General features: G+C 61.4%; 20 protein-coding genes. 15 read left to right on the top strand and 5 right to left on the bottom strand.

Features of this window, described 5'->3' with window-relative positions; genetic code table 11:
* Window position 1 precedes the first annotated feature (1 nt).
* Together DESPIG_RS05500 and DESPIG_RS05495 are read right to left on the bottom strand one after the other, a co-directional pair.
* Window positions 2-241 (bottom strand): FmdB family zinc ribbon protein, encoded by a 240-nt coding sequence (locus DESPIG_RS05500; protein ID WP_006006004.1) that lies wholly within the window; start codon window positions 239-241, stop codon window positions 2-4.
* A 14-nt stretch (window positions 242-255) separates the two neighbouring features.
* Complete coding sequence (locus DESPIG_RS05495; RefSeq protein WP_006006002.1) at window positions 256-855, bottom strand: phosphoheptose isomerase family protein; 600 nt, start codon at window positions 853-855, stop codon at window positions 256-258.
* Between the two features lie 115 nt (window positions 856-970).
* Between DESPIG_RS05495 and DESPIG_RS05490 the strand changes: the two genes are divergently transcribed.
* The 6 genes from DESPIG_RS05490 to ybeY all read left to right on the top strand — a co-directional run bounded on the left by DESPIG_RS05490 (window position 971) and on the right by ybeY (window position 9,196).
* Window positions 971-1,831, top strand: coding sequence for an NAD(+)/NADH kinase (locus DESPIG_RS05490; RefSeq protein ID WP_006006000.1), 861 nt, complete (start codon window positions 971-973; stop codon window positions 1,829-1,831).
* 31 nt (window positions 1,832-1,862) lie between these two features.
* Window positions 1,863-3,578: an ARMT1-like domain-containing protein gene (locus DESPIG_RS05485; RefSeq protein WP_006005998.1), complete on the top strand. Its 1,716-nt coding sequence runs from the start codon at window positions 1,863-1,865 to the stop codon at window positions 3,576-3,578.
* 22 nt (window positions 3,579-3,600) lie between these two features.
* The gene (gene gatB / locus DESPIG_RS05480) at window positions 3,601-5,031 is read left to right on the top strand and encodes an Asp-tRNA(Asn)/Glu-tRNA(Gln) amidotransferase subunit GatB (protein ID WP_006005996.1); all 1,431 of its coding nucleotides are present in this window, start codon (window positions 3,601-3,603) and stop codon (window positions 5,029-5,031) included.
* A gap of 157 nt (window positions 5,032-5,188) precedes the next feature.
* Window positions 5,189-6,178 (top strand): PhoH family protein, encoded by a 990-nt coding sequence (locus DESPIG_RS05475; RefSeq protein WP_006005995.1) that lies wholly within the window; start codon window positions 5,189-5,191, stop codon window positions 6,176-6,178.
* 10 nt (window positions 6,179-6,188) lie between these two features.
* Entirely contained in the window at window positions 6,189-8,768 is a 2,580-nt protein-coding gene (locus tag DESPIG_RS05470; RefSeq protein ID WP_006005992.1) for an HD family phosphohydrolase, read from the top strand.
* The gene (gene ybeY, locus DESPIG_RS05465; protein WP_006005990.1) at window positions 8,765-9,196 is read left to right on the top strand and encodes an rRNA maturation RNase YbeY; all 432 of its coding nucleotides are present in this window, start codon (window positions 8,765-8,767) and stop codon (window positions 9,194-9,196) included. The genes DESPIG_RS05470 and ybeY overlap by 4 nt, the downstream gene beginning before the upstream one ends.
* Here the strand turns inward: ybeY and DESPIG_RS05460 are convergent.
* Window positions 9,193-10,299: a tRNA nucleotidyltransferase/poly(A) polymerase-related protein gene (locus DESPIG_RS05460; RefSeq protein ID WP_040369314.1), complete on the bottom strand. Its 1,107-nt coding sequence runs from the start codon at window positions 10,297-10,299 to the stop codon at window positions 9,193-9,195. The genes ybeY and DESPIG_RS05460 overlap by 4 nt on opposite strands.
* Here DESPIG_RS05460 and DESPIG_RS05455 point away from each other — a divergent pair.
* From DESPIG_RS05455 to DESPIG_RS05420, 8 genes are all read left to right on the top strand, one after another.
* Window positions 10,298-11,089, top strand: coding sequence for a biotin--[acetyl-CoA-carboxylase] ligase (locus DESPIG_RS05455; RefSeq protein ID WP_006005983.1), 792 nt, complete (start codon window positions 10,298-10,300; stop codon window positions 11,087-11,089). The two genes, DESPIG_RS05460 and DESPIG_RS05455, sit on opposite strands and share 2 nt — an antisense overlap.
* A gap of 13 nt (window positions 11,090-11,102) precedes the next feature.
* Window positions 11,103-14,804, top strand: coding sequence for a pyruvate carboxylase (locus DESPIG_RS05450; protein ID WP_006005982.1), 3,702 nt, complete (start codon window positions 11,103-11,105; stop codon window positions 14,802-14,804).
* A gap of 99 nt (window positions 14,805-14,903) precedes the next feature.
* Window positions 14,904-18,461 (top strand): PEP/pyruvate-binding domain-containing protein, encoded by a 3,558-nt coding sequence (locus DESPIG_RS05445; RefSeq protein ID WP_006005980.1) that lies wholly within the window; start codon window positions 14,904-14,906, stop codon window positions 18,459-18,461.
* Between the two features lie 469 nt (window positions 18,462-18,930).
* Window positions 18,931-20,037: an ABC transporter substrate-binding protein gene (locus DESPIG_RS05440; protein ID WP_006005975.1), complete on the top strand. Its 1,107-nt coding sequence runs from the start codon at window positions 18,931-18,933 to the stop codon at window positions 20,035-20,037.
* An 85-nt stretch (window positions 20,038-20,122) separates the two neighbouring features.
* Window positions 20,123-20,959, top strand: coding sequence for an ABC transporter permease (locus DESPIG_RS05435; protein ID WP_006005972.1), 837 nt, complete (start codon window positions 20,123-20,125; stop codon window positions 20,957-20,959).
* Window positions 20,960-20,977: 18 nt separating this feature from the next.
* Window positions 20,978-21,775, top strand: coding sequence for an ABC transporter ATP-binding protein (locus DESPIG_RS05430; protein ID WP_246118375.1), 798 nt, complete (start codon window positions 20,978-20,980; stop codon window positions 21,773-21,775).
* A complete protein-coding gene (locus DESPIG_RS05425; RefSeq protein WP_006005968.1) occupies window positions 21,766-22,530 on the top strand; it encodes an acyl-CoA dehydratase activase in 765 nt (254 codons plus the stop codon). The genes DESPIG_RS05430 and DESPIG_RS05425 overlap by 10 nt, the downstream gene beginning before the upstream one ends.
* A gap of 48 nt (window positions 22,531-22,578) precedes the next feature.
* Window positions 22,579-23,709, top strand: a complete 1,131-nt coding sequence (locus DESPIG_RS05420) for a double-cubane-cluster-containing anaerobic reductase (protein WP_006005967.1) — start codon at window positions 22,579-22,581, stop codon at window positions 23,707-23,709.
* Window positions 23,710-23,865: 156 nt separating this feature from the next.
* On the opposite strand, the gene DESPIG_RS13715 is transcribed toward DESPIG_RS05420, so the two are convergent.
* Window positions 23,866-24,054, bottom strand: a complete 189-nt coding sequence (locus tag DESPIG_RS13715; RefSeq protein ID WP_147589116.1) for a hypothetical protein — start codon at window positions 24,052-24,054, stop codon at window positions 23,866-23,868.
* A gap of 367 nt (window positions 24,055-24,421) precedes the next feature.
* Between DESPIG_RS13715 and DESPIG_RS05415 the strand changes: the two genes are divergently transcribed.
* Window positions 24,422-25,114 carry a tellurite resistance TerB family protein gene (locus tag DESPIG_RS05415; protein WP_006005963.1) on the top strand — a complete coding sequence of 231 codons (693 nt, stop codon included), beginning with the start codon at window positions 24,422-24,424 and terminating at the stop codon, window positions 25,112-25,114.
* A 297-nt stretch (window positions 25,115-25,411) separates the two neighbouring features.
* Here the strand turns inward: DESPIG_RS05415 and DESPIG_RS13710 are convergent.
* The coding region (locus DESPIG_RS13710; protein ID WP_006005961.1) for a hypothetical protein at window positions 25,412-25,739 on the bottom strand (328 nt) is incomplete at its 5' end.

Below are 25,739 nucleotides of genomic sequence, written 5' to 3'. Positions count from 1 at the left end.
CCTAGTGGCCGCAGGTGGCGCAGTTACCGCCGGAGCAGCCGGCGCAGCCGCCGGAAGAGGCGGGCATGGAAGGAGCGAAGGAGTCATCGCCACCATTGCCGCCGCTGCAGTGGGCGCAGCGGGACATCAGCTTGCGGGTCTCGGCCGCGCCGCAATGGGGGCAGGCGGGCAGGTCATCGCCAAAGACAAGTTCCTCAAAATCCTTGCCGCATTTGGTGCAAGTGTATTCGTAGATGGGCATGGTCGTGTAACCTCTTACTGCGGATCGACGGTCTGGATCGCCGTCACGTTTTCGAAAAGATAGTAATCCACCAGCCTGCAGACAAGATGGCCGGCGGCAAAAAGCAGTTCATGGACAAGGGAGGCGGGGGCCGCGGAAGCATCCGGGACATCGATCACGAGCCCGGGCAGGGACTGGTCCGCAACGGGGCGCCCGCAGAGGGTGATGCAGGTCAGGCCGCTCTCCTGCGCCAGTGCCAGCACGGGCCCCATGGCCGTCTGTGCCGCGTCAGGGAGGAAGGACAGGAGCACGTCCCCGGGCCGGGCCAGTGCCTCGAGCTGCCGAAGGGCCGCTCTGTCCGGTGTCTGTCCTCCCGGGCTCCCGGCCGGTATCAAAATGGCCGGCAGTGCCGGCCGGTCGAGATCGAGCCGGTCAAGCAGGGCCTGGGCTGCGGCGCGGGCACAGCTGTCGGCAGCCCTTTCGCCCAGGATGAGGATCCTGCCGTCATGGGCAAGGCTGCGGGCCATGCTCAGGGCCGCCTGCTGCAGAAGGGGCGTCCGTTCTTTGAAAAATCCCTCGCGCAGGCGGGTGCCTGTACGGCTGTATGTCGTTATGATGTCCTGCGCTGTATGCATGGTGTCGTCCTGATGGCCTGCGGCCGTACCATTTTTAAGACAAAGCCACTGCCCTGACAAGATAAAAAGCCTCTTCCCACTTGCACTGCGCGCGCCTATAACGTAGAGAAAAAGGATGCAAAGCAAAGCCCGCCATATTCTCGTCGTCCGCAAGGCCAACAGTGACCGTGCGGCACGTCTCGAAGCTGAAATAGGTGCCTGGCTGCGCGCCAGGGGACACTCTGTCACGGCCATCAGCGGAGGGTTCGACGATCCCGCCTATGCGCTTCCCGATCTGGATTTTGCCGTTGTCCTGGGAGGGGACGGCACCATGCTGGGTGTGGCCCGTCGGGTGGCAGGCCGGGGCATCCCCCTGCTGGGCATCAATTTTGGCAGGGTCGGTTTTTTGACCGACATCCAGCCGGAACAGTGGGAGAAAGGCCTTGCCGATTCCCTGGCGGGCATCACTCCCGAGCGCACCTGTATGGCCCTGCAATGGAAAGTCGTGCGCAACGACAGCACCCTTGCCAAGGGCGTGGCCGTCAATGACGTCGTCCTCAGCCGGGCGGCCCTGTCGCGGCTCGTCAACATGGACATCGGTGTGGACGGGCAGGAGATGTGCCGTCTGCGCAGTGACGGCGTGATCCTGTCCACTCCCATCGGCAGTTCGGGCTACAGCGTTTCCGCCGGCGGCCCGCTGCTGTATCCGAGCCTCAATTGCATGGTGTTCACGCCCATCTGTCCTTTCCTGAATACCATCCCCCCCATGGTCTTCCCGCAAAAGACCCGCTTCTGCATCGATCTGCTGCCCGGCACCACCGAGACCTACATCACGGTGGACGGCCAAGAGGGCCTGCTGCTCCAGGTGGGCGACCGGGTGGAAGTGACGGGTCTGGAAGATGCCGTCTGCTTTGTGGGCAAGGAGATGCCGTTTTTCGAACGTCTGCGGACGCGTGGTTTCGTGACGGATATGGCATCGGGCGCCAAACACAAGTGAGGCCCGCATGAAGGGAAACGCGCCGCGTCGCATGGCTGATGTCCGGCTGGGAAAAGATGCCTGCTTCGACGCATGGCTGTATAATCTGTTCATCGACAACAACCTTGTCCATGATCTCAACCCGCACATCGTTGCCAGTCCTGAACAGCTGAGGTTCATGGTGGCCGGCGGTCCCGGCAGCGTGTACCTGCCCTGTTCGGACGCCATGTTCGCCTTGCTGTGTGAGCCGACCATGCCCCGACGGCTGCAAAAGGAGTACAACCGCGCCTGGCGCATCCTCGTGCGCCTCGTGCGTTCCCTCGTGACGGATAGGATGCAGCGGCGTGCGCTGCTGCTGTTCTGCCGTTACCGCTTCCGCAGTGCCGTTGCCCAGCACACGCTCTTGCCGCCGCGGCTCATCAAGCGCATGACCAACATCGTACTGGCCCAGGGGCTGGGCGATGGTGATCCCTGGCGGCAGCGCCGGCATGCGCTCAATATCCTGCAGCGCGAGATCTTGCGCTCGGAGAGCGTGCGTGCCGCCCTCGAAGGCATGCCGGAGGCACCGCTGCCGGATACGCTCGAAGCGGCCCGGGCCCGCCTGGATGCCTGCAGCCTGGTCCGGCACCTGTTCCTTTCCGCCTATACGCTGGAGCTGGAGACTTCCGTTCCCGACAGGGGCTTTTTGGAAGAGGAGTTCCACCGTGCGGAGCGGAAGGCCGCGGAGCTGGAAGGGTATCTGGATGAGCTGGCCTCCCGGCCGCGGACCATCCTGTATCTGTGCGACGCCGACGGGGGCGTGGTCTTCGATCTTGCTGTGGTGCGCAAGCTGCTGCGCATGCAGCATCGTGTCATTTTTGCCGTCAAGGACGGCTTTTTCTTCTATGCGCCCACCATGGATGACGTGGAAGAGGACCCTGTCCTGCGCGAAGAGCTGAAGCAGGACTATATCGTCCGTGATGCCAACCTGAGCAAGAACCAGCTGCTGCGCCATCTGCGCGAGCACCGTTTGCTGGTCATCAGTGACGGGACGCGCGAACGGCTCAACCTGTACCGGGTCTCCATCAGCTTTTCCCGCGCCTGGAAAGAGGCTGACCTCATCCTGGCCAAGGGCTGGCGCTCGGCCGACATGCTGCTGGGCACCAGCTGTGAGTTCACCCGCGACATCCTTTGTTACTGGCATGACGGCGCGGACATGCATCTGGCCCTGCGGCGGCATGCGCCGGGGGTGAAGAAGCTGACCGAGCAGGATGTGGCGGCCCATGCCGACGGCATCATCGCCCGCATGCGCGAGGCCCGCATGAGCGGCCGTACGGTCATGTTCTACAGCTGCATCATCGGCAGCATCCCCGGCGAGACCCAGACCGCCATCTCACTGGCGCGGATCTTTGTGGGCGATCTGCGCAAACGTCTGGACAACGTCCTCATCGTGAACCCTGCGGAGCATTTCGTGGAGGGCATGGACGGGGACGACCTGATGTTCATGTGGGAGCGCGTACAGCGGAGCGGCTTCATCGACGTCTGGCGTTTCCAGACGTTTGCTGATATCGAAGAAAGCTTCCGCCTCATGGGACGCAAGGTCCCGCCCATCTGGTCCGGCAAGGATGCCACTTTTTCTACCGGCTGCACCCAGGAGATGCGCATAGCGCTGGATGTGCAGCGGCAAAACAGGGAAATGCAGATCATCGGGCCCGATCCGGCCCGCTTTACACGGCGTGGCGAGTACGGCGTCGGCAAATATTTCGACGCGACCATCAGCCGTTCCTAACATCTGGTTCACGGAGTTTTTCATGCCTGCATATGAAGCCGTCATCGGCTTGGAAGTCCATGTACAACTGGCTACGGCCACCAAACTTTTCTGCTCCTGCCCCACCAGTTTCGGGCAGGCTCCCAACAGCAATGTCTGCGAAGTCTGCGGCGGCATGCCCGGCGCCCTGCCCATGCTCAACCGGCAGGCCGTGCACTACGCCTGCCTGGTGGGCCTTGCCACCAATTGCAGCATCCACCGCAATTCCATCTTTGCCCGTAAAAACTATTTTTACCCCGACCTGCCGTCCGGCTACCAGATCTCGCAGTTCGACCTGCCCATCTGTGAGCATGGCCATCTGACGGTCACGGTGGACGGAGCCGAAAAGCGTATCGGCATCACGCGCATCCACATGGAGAATGACGCGGGCAAGAACATCCATGCCCAGGGCGAGAACGTCAGCTATGTGGACCTCAACCGTGCCGGGACGCCGCTGGTGGAGATCGTTTCCGAACCGGACATGCGTTCTTCCGCCGAAGCCGTGGCCTACCTCAAGGCCCTGTACGGCATCGTGACCTATCTGGGCGTGTGCGACGGCAACATGGAGGAGGGCAGCTTCCGCTGTGACGCCAACGTTTCCATCCGTCCCGTGGGCAGCACCACTTTCGGTACCCGTACCGAGCTCAAGAACCTGAACTCGTTCCGCAACGTGCAGCGGGCCATCGATTACGAGATCGCCCGTCAGCAGGATGCCCTGGCAGACGGGGAAGAAATCGTGCAGGAGACCCGCCTGTACGATGCCACGAAAAACATCACGGCCTCCATGCGCGGCAAGGAAGAGGCGCACGACTACCGCTACTTCCCTGATCCCGACCTGCTGCCCGTGACCATCACTGACGAGGAATTCAGCCGCTGGCAGCAGGAACTACCCGAACTGCCCGCCGCCCGCATGCAGCGTTTCATCGCCATGACGGGCCTGCCCGAACCCGAAGCGGAAGTGCTGGTGCAGAGCCGCGCCATGGCCGACTTTTTTGAAGCTGCGGCGGCCAAAGCCGATGCCCGCAAGGTGGCCAACTTCATCCTCGGTCCGCTGCTGCGCGAGCTCAACGCCCGCTCCCTGCATGTGCAGGATTGTGCCATGACTCCCGAAGCCCTGGCCGAGCTGGTCAGCATCGTGGACAAGGGCCTCATCAGTGCCAAGATCGCCAATGACATCTTTGCCGACCTGATGGAAAACGGCGCCATGCCCGAAGCTTACGTCAAGGAAAAGGGGCTGGTGCAGATCTCCGACAGCTCCGCGCTGGAAGCGGCCGTGGACAAGGTGCTGGCCGACAATCCTGCTGAAGTGGAAGCTTTCCGTGGCGGCAAGACCAAGCTCATCAGTTTCTTTGTGGGGCAGGTCATGCGCGCGACCCGCGGCAAGGCCAATCCTGCCCTGGTCAATGAACTGCTGGCCAAAAAGCTGGCCGGCTAGTCTGGGAGCGTAGAAAGTTGCAAGGGGGCGCCTGGGGTGCCCCCTTATTTTTTTGAAGGCAAGTTTTCATTTCTTAAAGTAACTCTTTAAGAAAATGGGCACCGGATCCGGAAGACCCTTCATGGACAGAAAGCCCAAAATACGCTAGGCAAAAATCATGGCTTCATTCTCATCCTCTCAGGAAAGGATCGATTTCGATGATCCTTTGCTGGCCAATCAGCTGTTTGGTCCCCGCAATGCCCATTTGGATCTGCTGGCCGCTGCCAGCGGTGCCCAGATAGGCAGCCGCGGTGCTTCCGTTTTTTTCTCCAGCCCGGACCATGCGGTCCTGCAGTGCCTGTACCGGCTGTTCGTGCAGCTCTATGACATGCTGCGCAACGGCATCAGTATCAGCCAGCAGGACATGTCCCGGGCCTATGCCATGCTGGCGGCCGATCCCGGGCTCAATCTGCGGCAGGTCTTCCAGGAGGCTGTCTTCGTCAATACGCCGCGCAAGACGGTGACTGCCCGCAATGTGGCCCAGAAGCAGTATCTGGATATCCTGCGCCGGAACGAGATGGTCTTTGCCGTGGGGCCTGCCGGTACGGGCAAGACCTATCTTGCGGTGGCCATGGCCATTTCCATGCTGCAGCAGCATCAGGTCAAGCGCATCGTGCTGACGCGTCCTGCCGTGGAAGCAGGGGAGCGCCTCGGCTTCCTGCCCGGCGACCTGGCGGACAAGGTCAACCCGTACCTGCGTCCGCTGTACGATGCCCTGCACGACATGGTGCCCCAGCCCAAGGTGGCGTCCATGCTGGAAGTGGGGACCATCGAGGTGGCCCCCCTGGCCTTCATGCGCGGGCGTACTCTCAATGATGCCTTCATCATCCTGGACGAAGCCCAGAACACCACCCACGAGCAGATGAAGATGTTCCTGACCCGCATGGGCTTTGGATCGCGCGTGGTGGTCACGGGCGATACCTCACAGATCGACCTGCCCGTGAACCCGTCTTCCGGGCGGGCCCGCTCGGGCCTCGTCCATGCCCTGGCCGTCCTGGACAAGATCCCCGGTCTTGCCGTGCACCACTTCAGCAAGGCTGACGTGGTGCGCCATCCTTTGGTGGGAGCCATCGTCAATGCCTACGACAACGCCGAAAAAGACAGCTAGACCCTCCAGTATGGTGGCTCTGTGGCAGACGCTGAGAACGCGTCACCATTGCGGCCGCGGCCTGCTGGTATTGGTCCTGACCCTGCTTTTCCTCTCTCTGCTGGCCGGCGCCAATCTGACGCCGGAAAGCCGCGTTTATGTGGCGGGGCAGGTGGCGGACAGCGACGTCATCGCTGACCGCGACATCCTGGTGGAGGACGTGCAGGCCAGCAAGGCCCGGCAGCGCCAGGTGCTTTTGCTCCAGCCCTCGGTCTACGACCTGAGCATGCAGCCCTACGAGATGTTCCAGAACCGCATCCTGGGGATCCTGCATCATCTGAACGTGATGGCCGACCACAAGGGCTTGCAGAGCCTCAAGCCTGTGCCCGAAGAAGCTGCCCCGGCGGCTCCCGAGCCGGCGGAGACCGCACCCACCGTCGGGCAGGCCGGAGAAGCCCCCGTCGCCCCTGTCCCTGCCGCTCCTGTGGCTGTGGCGCAGCGTCCCCTGCCCAGAGCTGATGAAGACTTGGCGGACCTCCCGCGAGGGGAGGCCTCTGTCCGCCGTTTGGTGGAAGAACTGACGCCCCGGGTGGCCGAAGAGGTGCTGCCCCAGCTGGCCTTGCCGGAAGTGCAGCAGTACCTCCTCAAGACCCTGATGCCGCTGATCCGGGATCGCCTGGCCGAAGGTCTTGTGGGCGACATCCGTTCCGCCAGGGCTGGACGGGCTGGGGTCGTCATCCGCAACCTCGACAACGGTTCGGAACTGCTGCGTCCCGAAGTGACCACCCTGCCCGATGTGCAGTCTTTCCTGGCCGAGATCTCGTCCCTGCTGCGGCAGGAAGATACCCTCAACGCCCATTCCCGCCGCGCCATCAACATCCTGCTTTCCGCGACGGTCCCGGCGTCCCTGACGCTCAACCGCGAGACGACACAGCGCCGCGGTGAGGCCGTGGTGGCCAATGTGGAGCCCGTCTTTTACCAGATTCAGAAAGGCGAGCTGGTGGTGCGCAAGGGGGACAGGGTGAGCCGCGAACAGCAGCTCAAACTGCAGACCCTCTATAAAAGCGCCGCCGATCCCGTCCGCTGGGGCGTGGTGCTGGGAGCGTTCCTGTTCTCCCTGATCCTGTCCATCGGCTTCTTCGTGGCGCCCAGCGGCAAGCCCGGCACACCGCTGCGCTGTAAGGACATGCTGCTCATCTCGCTGGTGTTGTTCCTGTTCAGCGTGGGGGCCAAGGGGGCGTTCTGTCTTGCCACCCGTTTCGACAGTCTGACGCTGATGGCCAACTATGCCGTGGCCTTCCCCATCGCCGGGGGCGTGGGGTTGGTGGCCATGGTCTTTGCCGCCCGCCGTTACTGCACCATGAGCCTGCTGCTGTGTTTCTTTGCCATGCTCATGTTCCAGGCGGACTACACCTTCTTCCTGTATCATTTCCTGGGCGGTATGCTGGCCACCTGGCTGGTGACCAATGCCCAGACCCGGCAGGATGTGGTCTGGAGCATCATCCCCCTGACGGTGGGTCAGGCGCTCATCTGGCTGGGCATGGCCCTGCTGGCGCAGATCTCGCCCAACGAGTTCCCCATGCAGCTGGGGGCCGTGGCCATCAACAGCCTGCTGTCCCTCATCCTGCTGTTTGCCGTCAGCCCCGTGCTGGAGCTGGCCTTTGGATACAGTACGCGTTTCCGCCTCATGGAACTCATGAGCCTTGAGCATCCGCTGATGCAGGAACTGATGGTGACCATCCCCGGCACCTATCACCACTCCCTGGTGGTGGCCAACATGGTGGAGGCCGGGGCCAAGGCCATCGGGGCCAACAGTCTGTTGTGCAAGGTGGCGGCCCTGTATCATGACGCGGGCAAGCTGACCTATCCCGAATACTTCATCGAGAACCAGTTCGGCGGCCCCAACAAGCATGACAAGCTGGCCCCCTCCATGAGTGCGCTCATCATTACGTCCCACGTCAAGAAGGGCACGGAGCTGGCCGAGCGTTACAAGCTGGGGCAGGAGATCATCGACATCATCCGTCAGCATCACGGGACCCGTGTTATCCGCTACTTCTATCAGAAGGCCATCAATCTGGGCGAACGGCCGCGCGAATCGGATTTCAGCTATCCCGGTCCCCGGCCCCAGACCAAGGAAGCCGCCATCCTTATGCTGGCGGACTCCGTGGAGGCCTCCAGCCGCACGCTGACGGATCCTACGCCTGCCCGCATCAGGACGCATATCGATACCATCATCAAAGGCATCTTCTCCGAAGGCCAGCTCGACGAGTCCGAACTGACCTTCAAGGATCTGCATTACCTGAGTGAGAACTTCCAGCGCATCCTGACAGGCATCTTCCATCAGCGCATCGCCTATCCGCCGGCCAAGAGCGAAGGCAAGCAGGAAGGCAAGGCCCCGGAAGCCAAGAATGGGGACGCCCGTCCGGCCGAGAGCAAAGCCGAAGCCAAGGGGCATGAGAATGCCCCGGCGGCCAAAGAGGCGGAAGAGAAGAGCGAGAACAGCCATAGCGGCCACCATCACGGCCGCGTGCATGATGCCGCTGCCATCGAAGCCGCGGAGAAGCTGGAAGCCGAACAGCTGGCCCGTATAGAACAGGCGGGGCGGGAATGATGGCTGTCCGGGTCATCGATCATTATCCGGCGGGGGCGTGGCTGCTGCCTGTGCCCCCGCGTCAGATAGCCAGGATCCTGGATGCCCTGACTTCCGCAGCGCGGGAGGCCGGTTGTCCGCTGGGGCCTGTGGAGACCCATCTGGTGGATGATGCCTGCATCGCCCGGGCCAACCAGCGCTATATGGGCTGCACCGGCCCGACCAATGTGCTGTCGTTTCCCGGTGACGAGAGCCTGCCGGGAGTGATGCTCCTTTCTCTGGATACGCTGAACAGGGAATGCTTGCTGTATGGTCAGGATCCGGCAGAGCATCTGTTGCGTCTGCTGGCGCATTCCGTGGGGCATCTGGCTGGGTATGACCACGGTGAAGAGATGGACGCCCTCTGCGACTGGTGCCGGAGCAGGGCCGAGGCGACGGTCTGGAGCTAGGTCGTCTTGCTGGTGACCAGGGCCTGACAGTGCAGTTCCCGCAATTTGTGGGCGGATTCCGTTCCCTTGTCCTGCCATTGGGGCGGCAGCCCTATGGTGCGGAGGAGGGCCGTATCCGCCAGTGCCCGGCTGCTGATGTCCTGCTTGCTGTCGGCATCCACCACGCTCCAGAACTCCTTCGTCAGGCCGCGCGTGGCCACTGTCCAGAGCACGTCCCGGCGTGTGCCGGGGCGCAGACGGTCATACAGCCCGGCCTTCATATGCAGCTCGCAGGCCAGCAGCCCTGCCTTTTCCTGCCGGACGGGCAGGTGCAGACGTTTGGCCAGCAGGCGGACCAGCGCCAGCCCCCGCTGCTCATGCCCATAATGGTGAGGCAGTTCTTCCTCAGGCGTCAGCAGTTTTCCCAGATCGTGGCAGAAAGCCATCCAGACGGCCAGACCGTCTCCGGCCACGGCGTTCATGACCCGGACGGTATGCTGGAGCACGGAGCCGCTGTGCCAGCGCACAGGCCCGGCGGGGATGCGGGCGATGGCTTCCAGCTCCGTGAACCACGGCCGCCAGAGGTGGAGCTGCTCCAGGACTTCCAGAAAACGGCCGGGGCAGGGCAGGGCCAGAGCTTTGAGCAGCTCCCTGCCCACCCGTTCCGCCGGGATGGCCGCAAGGGCGCTTTCCGGGATCTCCGCCGCCAGACGGAGACAATCGGGGTGCAGCTGCCAGCCTGGCTGGCGGCAGGCGAAGCGGGCCAGGCGGAAAAGGCGCAGGGGATCCTTGCGGAAAGCATCGGGCGAGGCAGGGCGCAGGATCCTGCGTTCCAGATCTTCCAGCGCCGTGGCATGGGCATGCAGATGCCCGTCGGCATCCAGGGCCAGCGCATTGATGCTCAGGTCGCGGGCGGCCAGATCCTCAGTCAGGCTCCCACCCCGGAGCGGCATGAATTCGCAGCCGTGCCACAGGCAGACCCGGACGCTTTTCCCCACGAGGGAGGCATCGGGATGCGCTGCCAGGAAGGCGGCATCGTCTCCGTCCACGGCATAATCCAGCTCAACCGGTGCCTGTCCCAGCAGGATGTCACGGACGGCACCACCAACAAGGTAGGTCTTCATGACGTCATCATGCCATAACGGGGCGCAGGAGCAAAGGGCCGGGCGGCCTGAGGTCTGGCGCTTCGGTGAGGTCTCGTCCGCACTGGATGTGGGGCATACCCTGGCCCGGCGCGGACTGTTGGCCCCCTGGCAGAGCGTGCTGGTCAGCAGTCAGCGGCAGGGCAGGGGGCAGCTGCGCCGGAACTGGGTCTCGCCCGCCGGCAACATCTATGCGGCGCTGCGCCTCCCCATGCAGGAGCCGTTCGCCGGCTCCGCGGCTTCCACCGTGACCGGGGCCATGCTGGCGGCCGCTCTGGGAAAGCTGGGCTTCGAGGTGCGCCTCAAGTGGCCCAACGATCTCGCCGTGCTGGACGGGGATACGCCCGCAAAGGTGGCAGGGATCCTGCTGGAAGAAAGGGCGGGAGTCCTGCTGGCCGGCATCGGCATCAATGTGGCTTGGGCACCGCCGGCGGATACCTTGCGTGCCGGGGTCGCCATGCCCGCAAAAGCCTTGGTTCCGGGCCCTGAAAAATCACAAAAAATATTTCTTACCGCCGAGAGCCTATGGTATCAACTTGTAAACTGCCTGCTTTGCGAGTATAGTACCGGCGGTTCTCTAAAGAAAAACTGGAAGGATCTCGCCGAGAGCTTCCTGCTCTGGCGCGGGTCCTGCGTTTGCCTCGATGATGGCGATGAGGTCGTCGAGGGCATTCTGACAGGGCTGTGCCATGATGGAGGACTGTGCCTGTCGCGCAATGGCCGGCAGGAGGTTTTTTACAGCGGAAGCCTGCGTCTTTCGCATCATTACTAAAGGGCAAAAAGGCATGGCCAACAAATCCTTTGCAGACGTCCAGGAATTTCTCAAGGGCAAGGTGATCCTTGTCGCCAACCGTGGCATTCCCGCCCGCCGCATCTGTCGCTCCATCCGCGAACGCTTTGACGCCGTCGCGGCCATGACAGCCACCGATGTGGATAAAACTGCGCCGTCAGCATCCACTGCCAAGGAACTGATTCTGCTCGGACCCGATCCCCGCGCTTACCTGGATATTGACCGCATCATCGACAAAGCCCGCCAGCGCGGCGTGGTCGGTATCCATCCCGGCTGGGGCTTTGCCTCTGAGGACACCCGTTTCCCCCAGCGCTGCAAGGAAGCCGGCATCACCTTTATCGGTGCCACCGCCGAAGCCATGAACCTGCTGGGCAACAAAGTGCAGGCCCGTGCCGTGGCCCGCAAGCTGGGTATCCCCGTGGTGCCCGGTTCCGACGGGGCCGTGGACATCGCCACTGCCCGCCAGCTGATCTCCGAGATCGGCCTGCCCATCATGCTCAAGGCCGAAGGCGGCGGCGGTGGCCGCGGCATCTTCGCCATCCATAACGAAGCCGAGCTGGAGGACGCCTTCTTCAAGGCCTCCACCATGGCCCAGGCCTCTTTCGGCAATCCGCGCCTGTTCGTGGAAAAATTCCTGGCCGATGTGCGCCACATCGAGATCCAGGTCATCGCCGACATGTACGGCAATGTCTTTGCCTTTGACGAGCGCGACTGCACCGTGCAGCGCAACCACCAGAAGCTCGTCGAGATCACGCCCTCGCCCTGGCCGGGCATGACCCGCCAGCTGCGCGAGCAGCTCAAGGACTACGCCCGTCGTCTGGTGCGCGCTGTGGGCTACCACTCTCTGGCCACGGTGGAATTCCTGGTCACGCCCGACGGCACGCCCTACATGATCGAAGTCAACACCCGCCTGCAGGTGGAACACGGCATCACCGAATGCCGTTACGGCATCGACCTGGTGGAAGAGCAGATCGCCGTGGCCTTTGGTGCGGAACTGCGCTACCGCGAAGAGAACCTGCGTCCCTCCTACTGCGCCATGCAGGTGCGTATCAACTGCGAGAACCCGCAGGAAAACTTCGCCCCCAATGCCGGTCTCATCACCCGTTACGTGTCGCCTGGCGGCCCCGGTGTGCGCCTGGACTCCAACATCAGCGCCGGTTACGAATTCCCGGCCAACTATGACTCGGCCGGCTCCCTGCTCATCGCCTATGCCCACGACTGGGAAAAGACCCTGGGCATCATGGACCGCGCCCTGAGCGAATACATCATCGGCGGCATCAAGACCACCATCCCCTTCCACCGCCAGATCCTCAAGCATCCCCTGTTCCGCAAGGGCGAGATCAACACCAACTTCGTGGCCAACCATCCCGAACTCATGCAGTACCGGGACGTGGCCCCCGAAAGCGAACGCCTGGCCCGTCTGGTGGCGGAGATCTCTGCCAAGGGCTACAACCCCCATGTGCAGCTTGGGGAATACCGTTCCGTCACCACGCCCCGTCTCGGCGCTTTCGATCCGGTGCTGCCGCCTATCCCCAGCCAGCTGCGCCGCCAGCCGTCTCCCTATCCTCAGGGCGACCGCCGCGCCCTGCTGGACTTCATCCGCGACAGCGGCTACGTGCACTTCACGGATACCACGCCGCGTGACTTCACCCAGTCCAACTCCGGCAACCGTTTCCGCCTGGCCGAAGACCGTCTGATCGGTCCCTACCTGGACAATGCCGGTTATTTCTCCATCGAGAACGGCGGTGGCGCTCACTTCCATGTGGCCATGCTGGCCAACATGACCTATCCCTTCTCCGAGGCGAAGGAATGGAAGAGCTTCGCCCCCAAGACGCTCAAGCAGCTGCTGGTGCGTTCCACCAACGTGCTGGGCTACACGCCGCAGCCGCGCAACCTCATGCGCTTGACCGGCGAGATGATCTGCGATCACTACGAAGTGGTGCGCTGCTTCGACTTCCTGAACCATGTGGAAAACATGCGTCCCATCGCCGAAGTGGTCATGGATCGCAAGGACGTGGTCTTCCAGCCCGCCATCTCCCTTTCGTGGGCCAAGGGCTTTGACGTCAACCACTACCTGGGCGTGACCGAGAACATCCTGCGCATGATGGCCGACATCATGGGCGCCGATGAAAAGGCCGCTGCCCGCAGCATCATCCTCGGCCTCAAGGATATGGCCGGTGTCTGCCCGCCGCGCTTCATGACCGAGCTGGTGACGGCCCTGCGCAAGCGCTGGCCCGAACTGGTGCTGCATTACCATCGCCACTGCACCGACGGTCTGTTCATCCCCTCCTGCGGGGCTGCGGCCAAGGCCGGTGCCCACATCATCGACGTGGGCCTGGGTTCCGCCGTCCGTTCTTACGGGCAGGGCGACGTGCTGGCCACGGTGGCCTATATGGAAGACGAGCTGGGCCTGAAGTGCAACCTGAACAAGGATGCCATCCGCGACGCCAACTTCGTCTGCAAGCAGATCATGCCCTACTATGACCGCTACTGCTCGCCGTACTTCAAGGGCATCGACTATGACGTGACCCGTCACGGCATGCCCGGCGGCGCCACCTCCTCCTCGCAGGAAGGTGCCATGAAGCAGGGTTACATCCATCTGCTGCCCTACATGCTCAAGTTCCTGGAAGGGACCCGCCAGATCGTCCGTTACCACGACGTGACGCCCGGTTCCCAGATCACCTGGAACACCGCCTTCCTGGCGGTGACCGGGGCCTGGAAGCGCGGTGGCGAGGAAGAAGTCCGCTTCCTGCTGGAAGTGCTCAACGAAGTCACTCGTACGCCCGAATCCGAGCTGTCCAGCGAGATGCGCAAGGCCCGCCTGAACATCTACCAGGACTGCAACGACGCCTTCCGCAAGCTGCTGCTGGGCAAGTTCGGCCGCCTGCCGCTGGGCTTCCCCGCGGACTGGGTCTACGAGAGCGCCTTTGGCTCCGAGTGGAAGAGCGCCATCGCCAATCGTACCGAAGTCTCGCCTCTGGAAAGCCTGCCGGACGTGAACCTGGCCGCCGAAGAAGCTGCCTGCACCGAACTGCTGAAGCGCAAGCCCACCAAGGAAGAGTTCGTCCTGTACCTGAACCATCCGGCCGATGCCCTCAAGACCATGCAGTTCCGCATGCAGTACGGCGATCCCAACAACCTGCCCCTGCATGTCTGGTTCGAAGGTCTCAAGCCCGGCCAGGACCTCTATTTCAATGACCGCAGCGGTAAGCCCCATCATTTGCTGCTGCTGAGCATCTCCCGTCCCAACGATGCCGGTGTCGTCATCTGCCGCTACGTGCTGGACTCCGAGATCATGAGCTGCGAAGTGCAGGTCGCCCAGCCCACCGGCCAGAAGGCCAAGGGCCTGACCATGGCGGATCCTGCCAACAAGTTCCATGTGGCCTCGCCCAGCAACGGCGACCTGTGGGTCATGTACGTCCATCCCGGCGACATCGTGAAGGCTGGCGAGGAACTGTTCAACGTGTCCATCATGAAGCAGGAAAAGGCCGTGCTGGCTCCTGTGGATGGTGTCGTGAAGCGTGTGCTGAAGACGGCCGACTTTAAGGAAAACAAGCAGATGGTATCTGTGCGCGAAGGCGAGCTGCTCGTCGAACTGGGCCCCGTGCCGCGCATTTGCAGCAATGAAGCCTGCGCACAGCCTATCCCCATGGACAATGTCTCCTTCTGTCCTTACTGCGGATCCCGCGTGATCTAGCCGTGTGGCGCAGTTGCGTCATATTGTGGACAGGATGTGCCTGCTAGGGTATGATGATTGCAATCAAAAGCTTTCTTTCCTGGTATAACGGAGGAAGTCATGGCCAAAACGGCTGCCACTAAGAAAGAGGAATCCCCGGAAGCTATCCGCAAAAAGTTGGTGCTGACCGGCGCCGACATCGTGGCGATCGGCGAAGAAGCCGAGCTGCTTGTGGGTGGCAAAAACTACAACACGGCCCTCATCAGCCAGATCGAAGGTATCCAGGCGCCTTATTTCCGCGCCATCTCTTCGCTCGCCTTCCACAGGGTGCTGGATGAGACCAAGGTTACCGGGCGTATCGTTCGCGCGGTCGTCGACCGCGAGTACGGCCGTATCGACTGGAATGATCCCGAAATCAACCAGGACCCCGACTTCCTGCAGAAGTTCGTCCGCCAGCTCGGCAAGCAGATCCATGACGCTGCCGCTGCGGAAGGGGACCAGTCCCACACCAAACTGCGCACCTTCATCAATACCATCGTGGAAGGTTTCGCCACTTCTCCCGAAGGTATCGACCAGCTGCGCAAACGCTCCGTCATGGTGCAGGCCGCCATCCTGTCCGTGGATCTCCCCCAGGACGTGGATGAGGCCGTGCGCGGTGCCTACCTCTCCATCTGCAACGAGAACGGCGACGACATGACCCCCGTGGCCGTGCGTTCCTCGGCTGCCGGTGAAGACTCCCGCAAAAAAGCCTTTGCCGGCCTGCAGGATACCTACCTCAACATGGTGGGCCCGGCCAAGGTCGTGGAAGCCTACCATTGGGACTGTGCTTCCGCGTACAACCTGCGCTCCATGACCTATCGCCGCGAGGCCATCCTCGATGCCATCGCCCGTGCTGAAGAGACCGGCGATGAAGCCATCGCCATCAACGCCAAGCAGGAATGGGCCATCGAGAACACCTCGCTTTCCGTCTGCATGATGCAGATGATCAACCCCGTGATCTCCGGTACGGCCTTCTCGGCCGATACTTCCACCGGTTGCCGCGGTACGGCTCGCAAGGACCTAGTCAGCATCGATACCAGCTACGGTCTGGGCGAAGCTGTGGTGGGCGGCAAGGTCACCCCCGACAAACTTTATGTCTTCCAGCGCGATGACGGCAGCGAAGTCGTCATCCGTCAGATGGGCTGCAAGGACATGAAGATCGTCTATGACGAGCGCGGTGGTACCCGTGAAGTGGCCGTGCCCGAACTGGAAGCCCTGCGCTGGGCCCTTTCCCTGAGCCAGGCCGAGCGCGTGGCCAAGGGCGTGCGCGCCGTGAGCAAGGCTTACGGCGGCATGATCATGGATACGGAATTCTGCATCGACGCCAACGACAAACTGTGGTTCGTGCAGGCCCGCCCCGAGACCCGCTGGAACGAAGAGCTGGAACTGCATCCTTCCACCATCTTCATGCGCCGTCGCGAAGTGGACGCCAAGGCTGCCGCCAATGCCGAAGTGCTGGTGGAAGGCAATGGCGCCTCCCGTGGTGCCGGTCACGGTACCGTGCGCTTCCTGCGTTCGGCCCTGGAACTGAACAAGGTCGCCAAGGGCGACGTGCTGGCCGCCGAGCGTACCGACCCCGATATGGTGCCCGGCATGCGCGTGGCTTCCGCCATCATGGCCGACGTGGGTGGCGATACCAGCCACGCCGCCATCACCTCGCGTGAACTGGGCATCGCCGCCGTCATCGGCATCCAGCGCCTGGATGTGCTGCGCGCCCTGGATGGCGTGGAAGTGACCGTCGACGGTACCCGCGGCCGCGTGTATCGCGGTCTGCTGCCCCTGCGCGAAGTGGGCGGCGAAATGGACGTGGCCAAACTGCCTACCACCAAGACCAAGGTCGGTCTGGTGCTGGCGGACGTGGGCCAGGCCCTGTTCCTCTCCCGTCTGCGCGAGTTCCCGCAGTTCGAAGTGGGTCTGCTGCGTGCCGAGTTTATGCTGGGCAATATCAGCATCCATCCCCAGGCTCTGGAAGCCTTCGACAACGGCGAACTGGAAGACGTGGTGCAGGGCAAGCTCAAGGAACTGGAAGACAACCTTTCCAAGGTTCTGCGCGAGCAGATGGCTGCCGGCCTCATCGTTTTCAACTTCAACCTGCGTGAATACGTGGGCGAGGTGACCGGCCTCAACGCCGAGGTCTCCGCTCTGGTGGACGCCGACCGCAGTCTTAGCGCTGAAGAAGTGCTGCTGCAGCACCGCAAGATGCGTGAACTCGACCACAAGATCGACCAGCATCTGGAAATGGCTTCCCGCCGTCTGGAGATCCTCAAGACCTCCGTGGATCTGGCCGACCATGTGCGCATCATCATGGGCTACGACGACGAGCTGGCCCTGCTTTCGCCCTCCGATCCCGAATCGGCCAAGCGCATCGCCGAGATCGAAGCTTCGGTGGAAGAGCATGTGAAGCGCATCAAGGATCTGCCCGTGGTGACTTCTCTGCTGGGCAACATTGCCCGCCTGCGTGAAGAAGTGAGCCTGCGTGGTGGCCTGAAGAAGGAAATGGACGATGTGCGCGCTCTGCCCGAAAAGATCTGCACCATCATCAAGTCCCGCGGTTTCCGCACCGGCAAGGAACACTATGTGCAGACGCTGGCCCAGAACCTGGCCCTGTTTGCCATGGCCTTCTACGGCAAGACCATCGTGTACCGTACCACGGACTTCAAGAGCAACGAATACCGCAACCTGCTGGGCGGCAGCCTCTTCGAGCATCACGAAGACAACCCCATGCTGGGTTACCGCGGTGTGTCCCGCAATATCCACGACTGGGAAATCGAAGCCTTCAAGCTGGCCCGCGGCGTGTACGGCGGCTCCAACCTGCAGATGATGCTGCCCTTCGTGCGCACCCTGGAAGAAGCCCGCTCCATGCGGACCTATCTGAGCCAGGTGCACAAGCTGACCAGCGGTCAGGACGGCCTGCGCATCATCCAGATGTCGGAAATCCCCTCCAACGCCATCCTGGCCAAGCAGTTCATCCAGGAATTCGACGGATTCTCCATCGGTTCCAACGATATGACCCAGATGGTCCTGGCTACGGACCGCGACAACGCGCGTCTGGGCCACATCTACGACGAAGAAGATCCCGCCGTGGTCTGGGCCATCCTTGTCAGCATCTTCACCGGCCAGAAGTACGGCAAGAAGGTGGGCTTCTGTGGTCAGGGCATCTCCAACAGCGTGATCCTGCGCGGCCTGGTGGCCATCGCCGGTATCGTTTCCGCTTCGGTGGTTCCGGATACCTACTTCCAGACCGTGTTCGACATCGCCGCTGTGGAAGCCGAGAACATCCCCACGTCCAAGCTGGGCGAATGGCTGGGCAAGCAGCATCACCAGCGCCTGGCCAAGCTGATGGAAGAGGCCGGTTACGGCCACATCCTGAAGAAGTACACCCTGCCCCAGGATATCCAGGAATGGTACGAAGGCGAACTGCAGCGTCGCCACGAGCAGCTGCGTGAGCATCTGGATACGCCCAAGGAATCCTTCTACCGCACCGAGCTGGAAAGCTTCCGTTCCATGTTCCACAAGCCCGTCATCTACGCGACCTGGAATTGGAGCAGCACGGTGGAAGATGCCCTGCATCAGGCCGGTTTCGCTTCCTTCGAAGAGCAGGCTGCTGCCCTGGAAGAATACCGCAAGATCAAGTTCTAACCTGTACCGGTCCGAGAGCCTGTCCTGAGACGGCTCGCGGATACGTCGACGATAAAGGGGCGCTTTCGGGCGCCCCTTTTTTGTACGGCTCGCTTTTCTCTTGACGATAGACAGACGCGGCATTGTTTGTTTTGGGAAAACTTTCAAGAGAACAGGGGAGGGTACTTTACTTTATATTCCTTCCTTCGTATGCTCAAAACATACTTGGTGCAGTATTTCTGGAGAGAATATGGATAGTTGGCGTATGCTTCCGTCTGGTCTGACCTGACGCTGTTTGTGGTGGGGCTGTATGTCCTTGTCGCCGCAGACGGTTTGCTGACGCCTGTTTTCGTCGCCTTTCTCCGGGCAAGCTCGCAACACCCCATCACTTCCGCGCAGTCTCGCGCGGTTTTTTTGTGCCCAACGGGCAGGATGGTCTGCCGTTTTGTGACCATGGTGGTCGCATATCATCACAAAAAGGGGGTTGCCCATGTTCATTTCGCCCACCCTCCGCAAGCTGGCTTTGGCCGGTATTGCTGTGCTGGGTCTGTGCTCCTTGTCTGTTGCCGGTGAACTGCCGGCTTTCAAGACCGGATTCATCTTCACCACCCACCATTCTCCATTCCAGGTCGCCGCTTCACGCGGTGAGGCCTTCCGCGATCTGGGCGTTTATCTGAAACCTCTTGTGGAACGTGAAAGCTATGAGCTCATCAAGGACGGCAAGCCCATTGCCATCCTTGATCTGGTCGTGGCCAAGAGCGGTTCCGAGACCGCCACGCTTTTTGCCCAGAAGCATCTGGACATGGGCATCGCCTCCATCACGGCCATCATGGCCGGTATCGACAAGGGGACGCCCATGAAGATCGTCTGCCCCCTGCAGACGGAAGGCATGGCGCTGGTGGTGCCCAAGGATTCTTCCCTGACCAGCTGGGAAAGCCTGCTGCAACGGGTGAAGGAAAGCAAGGAGCCCGTCAAGATCGGTTTCCACTCGCCAACCAGTGCTCCCAAGATCGTGCTGGAAGGCGCGCTGGTCAAAGCCGGGCTTAAAGTGACGCTTGATCCTTCGGACAGCAAGGCCGACGTCCTTCTGGTGGATCTGAAGGAGACCAGCAACCTGCTGGCGTCCCTGACCGCCGGACAGGTGGAAGCTGTTGTCGGTCCTTCTCCCTTCCCCGAAGTGGCCCAGACGCGCGGCATCGGCAAGGTGCTGGTCAATCTGGGCGATCTGCCTCCCGCCGGGCAGTGGGCCAACTTCCCCTGCTGTGTGGGGGTGGCCTCTGAAGAGATGATTGCCAAGAATCCTGAAATCGTCCGGGCTTTCGTGGCCCTGATCTCCCGCGTGGGGGCCTGGTGCAATGCGCATCCCCAGCAGGCCGGCGAGATCGCCGCCCAGTGGATCGGCCTGCCGCCCGAGGCCGGTCGCAAGTCCAGCCTTGTGTTCCTGGGCAATTTCAATGACAGCTGGCTGCGCGGCGCGGATACCTATCTTCGTATCCTGGACAGCATGAACAAGTTCAGCGGCAGCCTGCGCCACAAGACCATGGAACAGGCCCGGCCTTTGCTGATCGATGATTCCTTCCTTGACACCGGGAAATAGCCGGAGCTGTCTGTAACCGTCGTTCCTTTCCTGCGGCAGGGGATAAGCCTCTGCCGCAGGCCATCCATTGCTTGCAAGGTCGACTATGCCGGGACGAATCATCTTCTGGGCGGCGCCTCTTCTGGTGCCTGTGCTTTTCTTCATCGTATGGGAATCCATGGCGACGCTGGTGGGCAACAGCCTGATCCTTCCTCCGCTGGAGGAGATCGGGACCCTGCTGGCACATCCTCTGGACAATGTCATCGCCATGGGCACGCTGGCAGGCAATATCGGCATCAGTCTGGTGCGCGTCCTCTGCGGTTATGCGGCGGCCGTGCTGCTGGGGGTGCCTCTGGGCGTGGCCATGGGCTATTATGCCGGTCTGCATCGCCTGCTCAATCTTTTTCTGGGCATGTTCCGTCCCATCCCGCCCCTGGCCTGGGTCCCGCTGGTGCTGGCCTGGTTCGGCGTCAGCAGCCTGGCGACGGCCATGGGCTTGCCGCGGAGCGAAATATACTATTATCTTAATAATTTGAAGATTTCCATGCTGTTCATCATCTTCATCGGCGCGCTGTTTCCCATCCTGACCAGTGCCGTGCATGGTGTGCAGACGGTCAACCGTACGCTGGTGGATTCCGCCCGGGTGCTGGGGGCGTCCGAGCGGGACATCTTCACCAAGATCCTGCTGCCCGCCGCGGCTCCGTCCATCGTCAATGGCCTGCGCATAGGCCTTGGGGTGGCGTGGATGTGTCTGGTTTCCGCAGAGATGCTGCCCGGCAGTCTTTCCGGGGTGGGCTATCTGATCACGCATGCCTATACCGTGGGGCGTACGGATGTGGTCATTGCCGGCATGATCAGCATCAGCGTGGTGGGCGCCTTGCTGGATATGGCGTTTCAGTGGATAGAGCGACGCAAATATGCATGGAAACAGTTTTCCCGGTAGGCGCGTATGACGGAGAGTGTGCTTTCTGCCCGAAAGGTGCGCAAACGCTTTCGTTTGCGTGAAGGTGAAGTGCTGGCACTGAAGGGATTGGATCTTGATGTGCGGGAGAATGAATTCATCTGCATCGTGGGGCCCAGCGGTTGCGGAAAATCGACGTTTTTGCGTATGGCGGCCGGACTTGAGCCTGTCAGTGAAGGAGAGATCCTGTACCGGGGCCAGCCGGTGAAGACGCCGCGCCGTGAAGTGGGCATGGTGTTTCAGGAATATTCCCTGCTGCCCTGGCGCACGGTGGAAGACAATGTGGCCCTGGGCCTTGAGTTTGCCGGGACAGGTCGCGAAGAGCGGCGCAAGGTGGCGCGTGAATATCTGGAGCTGGTGGATCTTGCCGCCTTTGCCCGCGCCATGCCCCATGAGCTTTCCGGCGGCATGCGGCAGCGCGTGGCCATAGCGCGGGCCCTGGCCAACAGGCCTGACGTGCTGCTGATGGACGAACCCTTCGGGGCACTGGATGCGCATACCCGTATCCTGCTGCAACGGGAGCTGCTGCGCATCTGGCAGCATCACAAGACCACCATCCTTTTCGTGACCCACGGGGTGGACGAGGCCGTGTACCTGGCTGACAGGGTCGTGGTCATGTCGGCGCGTCCGGGGACGGTCCGCGCCGTCGTACCGGTGGACATCCCCCGGCCCCGCCATCGTGGGGATCCGAAGTATGCGCGGCTGACGGCCTCCATCCTGGAAATGCTGGATTCAAGCGCCGGGGCCGGCAGGCGTGATGAACCAAAAAGCGATGCAGGAGGCTGCCCATGCCGGTAGCAGGAGTGGATGTGGGTTCTGTGGCCGCCAAGGCCGTAGTGCTGGATGAAGAAAAAAAGATCGTGCTCGGACGGGCCGTCCTGCCCACCGGCTGGAACAGCCGTGAAGCCGGGGAACAGGTGCTGCAGGCGGCCTGCCGTACTGCGGGAGTGGAGACGGCGGCCCTGCGGCGTGTGGTCGGCACGGGCTATGGCCGCGTGGCCTTGCCCTTTGCCGACAAGGTCGTGACCGAGATATCCTGCCATGCCCGCGGTGCCTCCTGGCTTTTTCCTGCCACGGGCGTGGTACTGGACATCGGCGGGCAGGACAGCAAGGTCATCGCCGTGGAAGGCGGCGCTGTGCAGGATTTTGTCATGAATGACAAATGCGCGGCCGGGACAGGACGCTTCTTGCAGGTCTTGTCCGGCATCCTGGGCTTGGAGTTGCCGGAGCTGGGGCAGGCCGCCGCGGCCGGCAAGCCCGTATCCATCTCCAGTATGTGCGCCGTTTTCGCGGAGACCGAGATCATCGGGCTGCTGGCGCAGGGAACGGCACCGGCGGATATCGCTGCGGGGGTATATTTGTCCATCGCACGCCGCATGCGGGGGCTGGCCGCTCGCATACCGCTGAGGGGAGAGTGCACCTTTACCGGGGGACTGGCGACCAGCCCCGCCTTCAGCGGGCTGCTTGCGGCAGAGCTGGGTGTCCCGGTCAATGTCCCTGACGATCCCCAGACCGTGGGAGCTTTGGGCGCGGCCCTTGTGGCGGCCCGCTGATGTAACGACGCACACCGGCAAGGCGCCGGAGCGCATGGGAGAATAAAGATGATATACGCCAGTCTTGAACATTTTCGGGATGTGACCAGCCGTAACGTGCTGGCCCTGCAGGAAGCCAAGGAAAAAGGCCGCAAGGTCGTGGGGCAGTTCTGCATCTATTCGCCGCTGGAGATCGCTCTTGCGGCGGGTGCCGTACCGGTCTCCTTGTGCGGGACGAAGCAGGATTCCATCCCTGTGGCGGAAGAGGTTTTGCCGCGCTGCCTGTGTCCCCTGATCAAGAGCAGCTTCGGTTTTGCCCTGCAGGACAGTTGCCCTTATCTGGCGGCTTCGGACATCGTGGTGGCGGATGCCACCTGTGACGGCAAAAAAAAGATGTATGAACTGCTGGCAGCCTACAAGCCCGTGATGCTCCTGCAGCTTCCGCAGATCCAGGACGAACGCGCCCATGCCTACTGGCGGGAGCAGTACGCCTTGCTGGTGGCGCGTCTGGAACAGGACTTTGGCGTCCGGATCACGGAAGAAAATCTGCGGGCTGCCATGGATTTGACCTCCCGTCTGCGGCAGGCTCTGAAAAAGGTATTGGACCTGGCCCGTCGCCGTCCGTCGCCTTTGCGGGGGCTTGATCTGCTGGACATCTGTTTCCGGGCCTCGTTCATGCCGGATTATGAGCAGGCCATCCGGCTGCTGGAGGCCATCCATGCGGAATTGCAGGATGCTCCGGCGGCTGTGGCGCCTGATGCTCCCCGCATCCTGCTGACAGGCGTCCCCACGGGAATGGGATCGCACAAAGTCGTGCAATTGCTGGAAGAATGCGGTGCCAGTGTGGTCTGTATCGACAATTGCACCTGCTACAAAAAGGTCCTGCTGGACATGAAAGAAGAGGGAGATGCGCTGGATGTCCTGGCACGTCGTTACCTGGACATGCATTGTGCCGTCATGTCTCCAAATCCTCACCGCTATACTGTCCTGCGCGAGCTGGCCCGGGACTTTGCCGTGGATGCCGTGGTCGATCTGACGTGGCAGGGCTGCCAGCCGTATGATGTCGAATCCTGGAGTGTCAAAAAATTCGTGCGCGAAGAGCTGGGCTTGCCTTTCCTGCAGGTGGTGACGGATTACTCCGGCACGGATACGGAACAGCTCAAGGTCCGTCTGGAGGCCTTTCTGGAAATGTTGGCCTGAAGCGACGTTCGAGGTGACGGCTATAGCAATATGATGTAATTATTTGATTATTGAAGAATTTTTGCGACAACATGAAAGACGCCATGACAGCATTTGCCATGGCGTCTTTCATGTTGAGAGGGGAAGGAAGGGGGGAAGGTCCCGACACAGTGTCGGCTACCAATTTTGAGGATCAGCGTATTTTTCCTTGCCAAAGCTGCACGCACCGCACATGGCCGTGCTGTTCACAAAATGACCGTCTCGCGTATAGACATCGACCACCGGGCCGTGCCCACAGGCGACACATTTTTTCGTATAGTTGGGGCGCAAGCGGCATTCGATGGGGGGCTGTTTTCTCTTGGTCATGATCTTTCTCCTTGGAATGAAAAGAAAGCCTTGCCTTTGCAAAAGTCACACTAGGCAAAAAGAGGAGCGCGAGCATGTCCGTTATGTGACGATTGGATGTATCACCCAAAATGCGGGAGCAGGGGAGGTCACAGGCAGGGAGTGACTGTACGAGCGTGTCCGGCTGCTTTCCGGCATGCGAGCCGTATGATTTTTGCAGGGAAAGCTTTGCCACGTGGAGAAAGGGAAGGGCTATCGGCAAGCAGGTTCAAAGGTATCCCTCTTGACTTGTGGTCATCAGACCCTATCTGTACTCTGAAATACGCTGTTTACGCACAGGAAATATTTGGAAATACTCCTGTGCCAGACAACAACATGAGAGGTACATATGTCCCTTTTCGACATCTTCAATAAAAAAAATATTGGTGAGACGCTCGGTTCCCTTATGGATACGGCCAAGGAACAGGCTTCCGGTCTGAGCAAGGCCGCGCCCGGTGGTGTTGGCGGCCTGGTGGGCGCTGGGGCCCTGGGGGCCCTGCTGGGTTCCTTCATGTCCAAGGGGGCATTGCAGAATGCCGCTCTGGTCGGTGCGGGCGCAGTAGCTTGGAATTTTTACCAAAAATGGTCCCAGTCCCAGAAGGAAAGCCAGCCAGTGGAACCGGCGCCCGTCCAGCAGCCGGTGGCGGCTGTGGCTCCTGCGGAGCTGGATCCTACGGCCCGTCTTCTGCTGCGGGCCATGGTGTTCGCCGCACGGGCGGATGGCCACATCGACGCGACGGAACAGGATCGTATCAGCAAGGTCGTCGCGCAGATGGCTCCCGGTCATGATACCAATGCCCTGCTGGGGCAGCTGCTGAATGCTCCCATCGATCCCGCTGCTCTGGCTGCGGAGATCCGGTCCGCAGAGCAGGGAGAAGACCTGTACCGCCTGTCGTGCATGATCGTGGACATCGACCATTTCATGGAGCGCAGCTACCTTGATGCGCTTGCCGTGGCCCTGAAGATTTCCGAAGCCCGCAAGGGGCAGCTGGAGGAAGAGGCCCGTCAGGCCAAGGCCCAGCTGGCCGCGCATGCCGGATAGTTTTTTTGAGCTTGGAATAACCAAAGGCCACCCGCAAGGGTGGCCTTTTTCGATCATGGGGCTCGGGCGCATACCTGTGACCTATCTGTAGCGGTCTTTGGGGAACGTGGAAGGGGCCGATATCGTCAAAAAACAGAAAATGGCCCATATTCCCCCTAAGAGCAAAAAAGAGTTTTTTGCGAGTCACGGGTCGGAAAAAATTTTTTAGCGCCTTAAATCGAAATTTGACGCGATATGTTTTTTTGTCGCTGAATAAAAAAGGGCACACCTTTGGTGTGCCCTTTGCATAAGAAGGGATCAGTTCAAACGCTGCGACGTTGCGGGCATGACCTGCTGGACCCTAGCAGCGATCTCCGTCTTGAGGGAATGGAGGACGCGGCTTTGCTGATGCAGAGTCTGGGCCAGCTTTTCCAGCCCGGCGATAGCGCCCAGCTCCTGGAAGCTTTCATTCCAGATGGCCGTAAAGGCCTCGCTGTGATAGCTGGCCGTATCACGCAGAAGGTCGTGGATGCGCTGATTATACACTTCCAGGACCTTCTGGATATCCTGCCAGTGGTTTTCCAGTAGAGCCCGGTCCTGCTGGAGTTTTTCGCTCCAGATGAAGTCCAGACGGAACTGGAATTCA

Origin of the sequence: Desulfovibrio piger ATCC 29098, from assembly GCF_000156375.1 — a bacterium.
GTDB lineage: Bacteria > Desulfobacterota > Desulfovibrionia > Desulfovibrionales > Desulfovibrionaceae > Desulfovibrio > Desulfovibrio piger.
Note: the sequence above shows the minus strand (reverse complement) of the source record. Positions and strands in the feature narration are given on the sequence as shown.

Excerpts from the sequence above, each read along its gene's own strand:
- DESPIG_RS05445 (WP_006005980.1), top strand. The coding sequence starts at position 14,904 with ATGGCCAAAACGGCTGCCACTAAGAAAGAGGAATCCCCGGAAGCTATC.
- DESPIG_RS05420 (WP_006005967.1), top strand. The coding sequence starts at position 22,579 with ATGATATACGCCAGTCTTGAACATTTTCGGGATGTGACCAGCCGTAAC.
- DESPIG_RS05450 (WP_006005982.1), top strand. The coding sequence starts at position 11,103 with ATGGCCAACAAATCCTTTGCAGACGTCCAGGAATTTCTCAAGGGCAAG.
- gatB (WP_006005996.1), top strand. The coding sequence starts at position 3,601 with ATGCCTGCATATGAAGCCGTCATCGGCTTGGAAGTCCATGTACAACTG.
- ybeY (WP_006005990.1), top strand. The coding sequence starts at position 8,765 with ATGATGGCTGTCCGGGTCATCGATCATTATCCGGCGGGGGCGTGGCTG.
- DESPIG_RS05475 (WP_006005995.1), top strand. The coding sequence starts at position 5,189 with ATGGCTTCATTCTCATCCTCTCAGGAAAGGATCGATTTCGATGATCCT.
- DESPIG_RS05425 (WP_006005968.1), top strand. The coding sequence starts at position 21,766 with ATGCCGGTAGCAGGAGTGGATGTGGGTTCTGTGGCCGCCAAGGCCGTA.
- DESPIG_RS05455 (WP_006005983.1), top strand. The coding sequence starts at position 10,298 with ATGACGTCATCATGCCATAACGGGGCGCAGGAGCAAAGGGCCGGGCGG.
- DESPIG_RS05435 (WP_006005972.1), top strand. The coding sequence starts at position 20,123 with ATGCCGGGACGAATCATCTTCTGGGCGGCGCCTCTTCTGGTGCCTGTG.
- DESPIG_RS05415 (WP_006005963.1), top strand. The coding sequence starts at position 24,422 with ATGTCCCTTTTCGACATCTTCAATAAAAAAAATATTGGTGAGACGCTC.
- DESPIG_RS13715 (WP_147589116.1), bottom strand. The coding sequence starts at position 24,054 with ATGACCAAGAGAAAACAGCCCCCCATCGAATGCCGCTTGCGCCCCAAC.
- DESPIG_RS05490 (WP_006006000.1), top strand. The coding sequence starts at position 971 with ATGCAAAGCAAAGCCCGCCATATTCTCGTCGTCCGCAAGGCCAACAGT.
- DESPIG_RS05500 (WP_006006004.1), bottom strand. The coding sequence starts at position 241 with ATGCCCATCTACGAATACACTTGCACCAAATGCGGCAAGGATTTTGAG.
- DESPIG_RS05470 (WP_006005992.1), top strand. The coding sequence starts at position 6,189 with ATGGTGGCTCTGTGGCAGACGCTGAGAACGCGTCACCATTGCGGCCGC.
- DESPIG_RS05495 (WP_006006002.1), bottom strand. The coding sequence starts at position 855 with ATGCATACAGCGCAGGACATCATAACGACATACAGCCGTACAGGCACC.
- DESPIG_RS05485 (WP_006005998.1), top strand. The coding sequence starts at position 1,863 with ATGGCTGATGTCCGGCTGGGAAAAGATGCCTGCTTCGACGCATGGCTG.
- DESPIG_RS05460 (WP_040369314.1), bottom strand. The coding sequence starts at position 10,299 with ATGAAGACCTACCTTGTTGGTGGTGCCGTCCGTGACATCCTGCTGGGA.
- DESPIG_RS05440 (WP_006005975.1), top strand. The coding sequence starts at position 18,931 with ATGTTCATTTCGCCCACCCTCCGCAAGCTGGCTTTGGCCGGTATTGCT.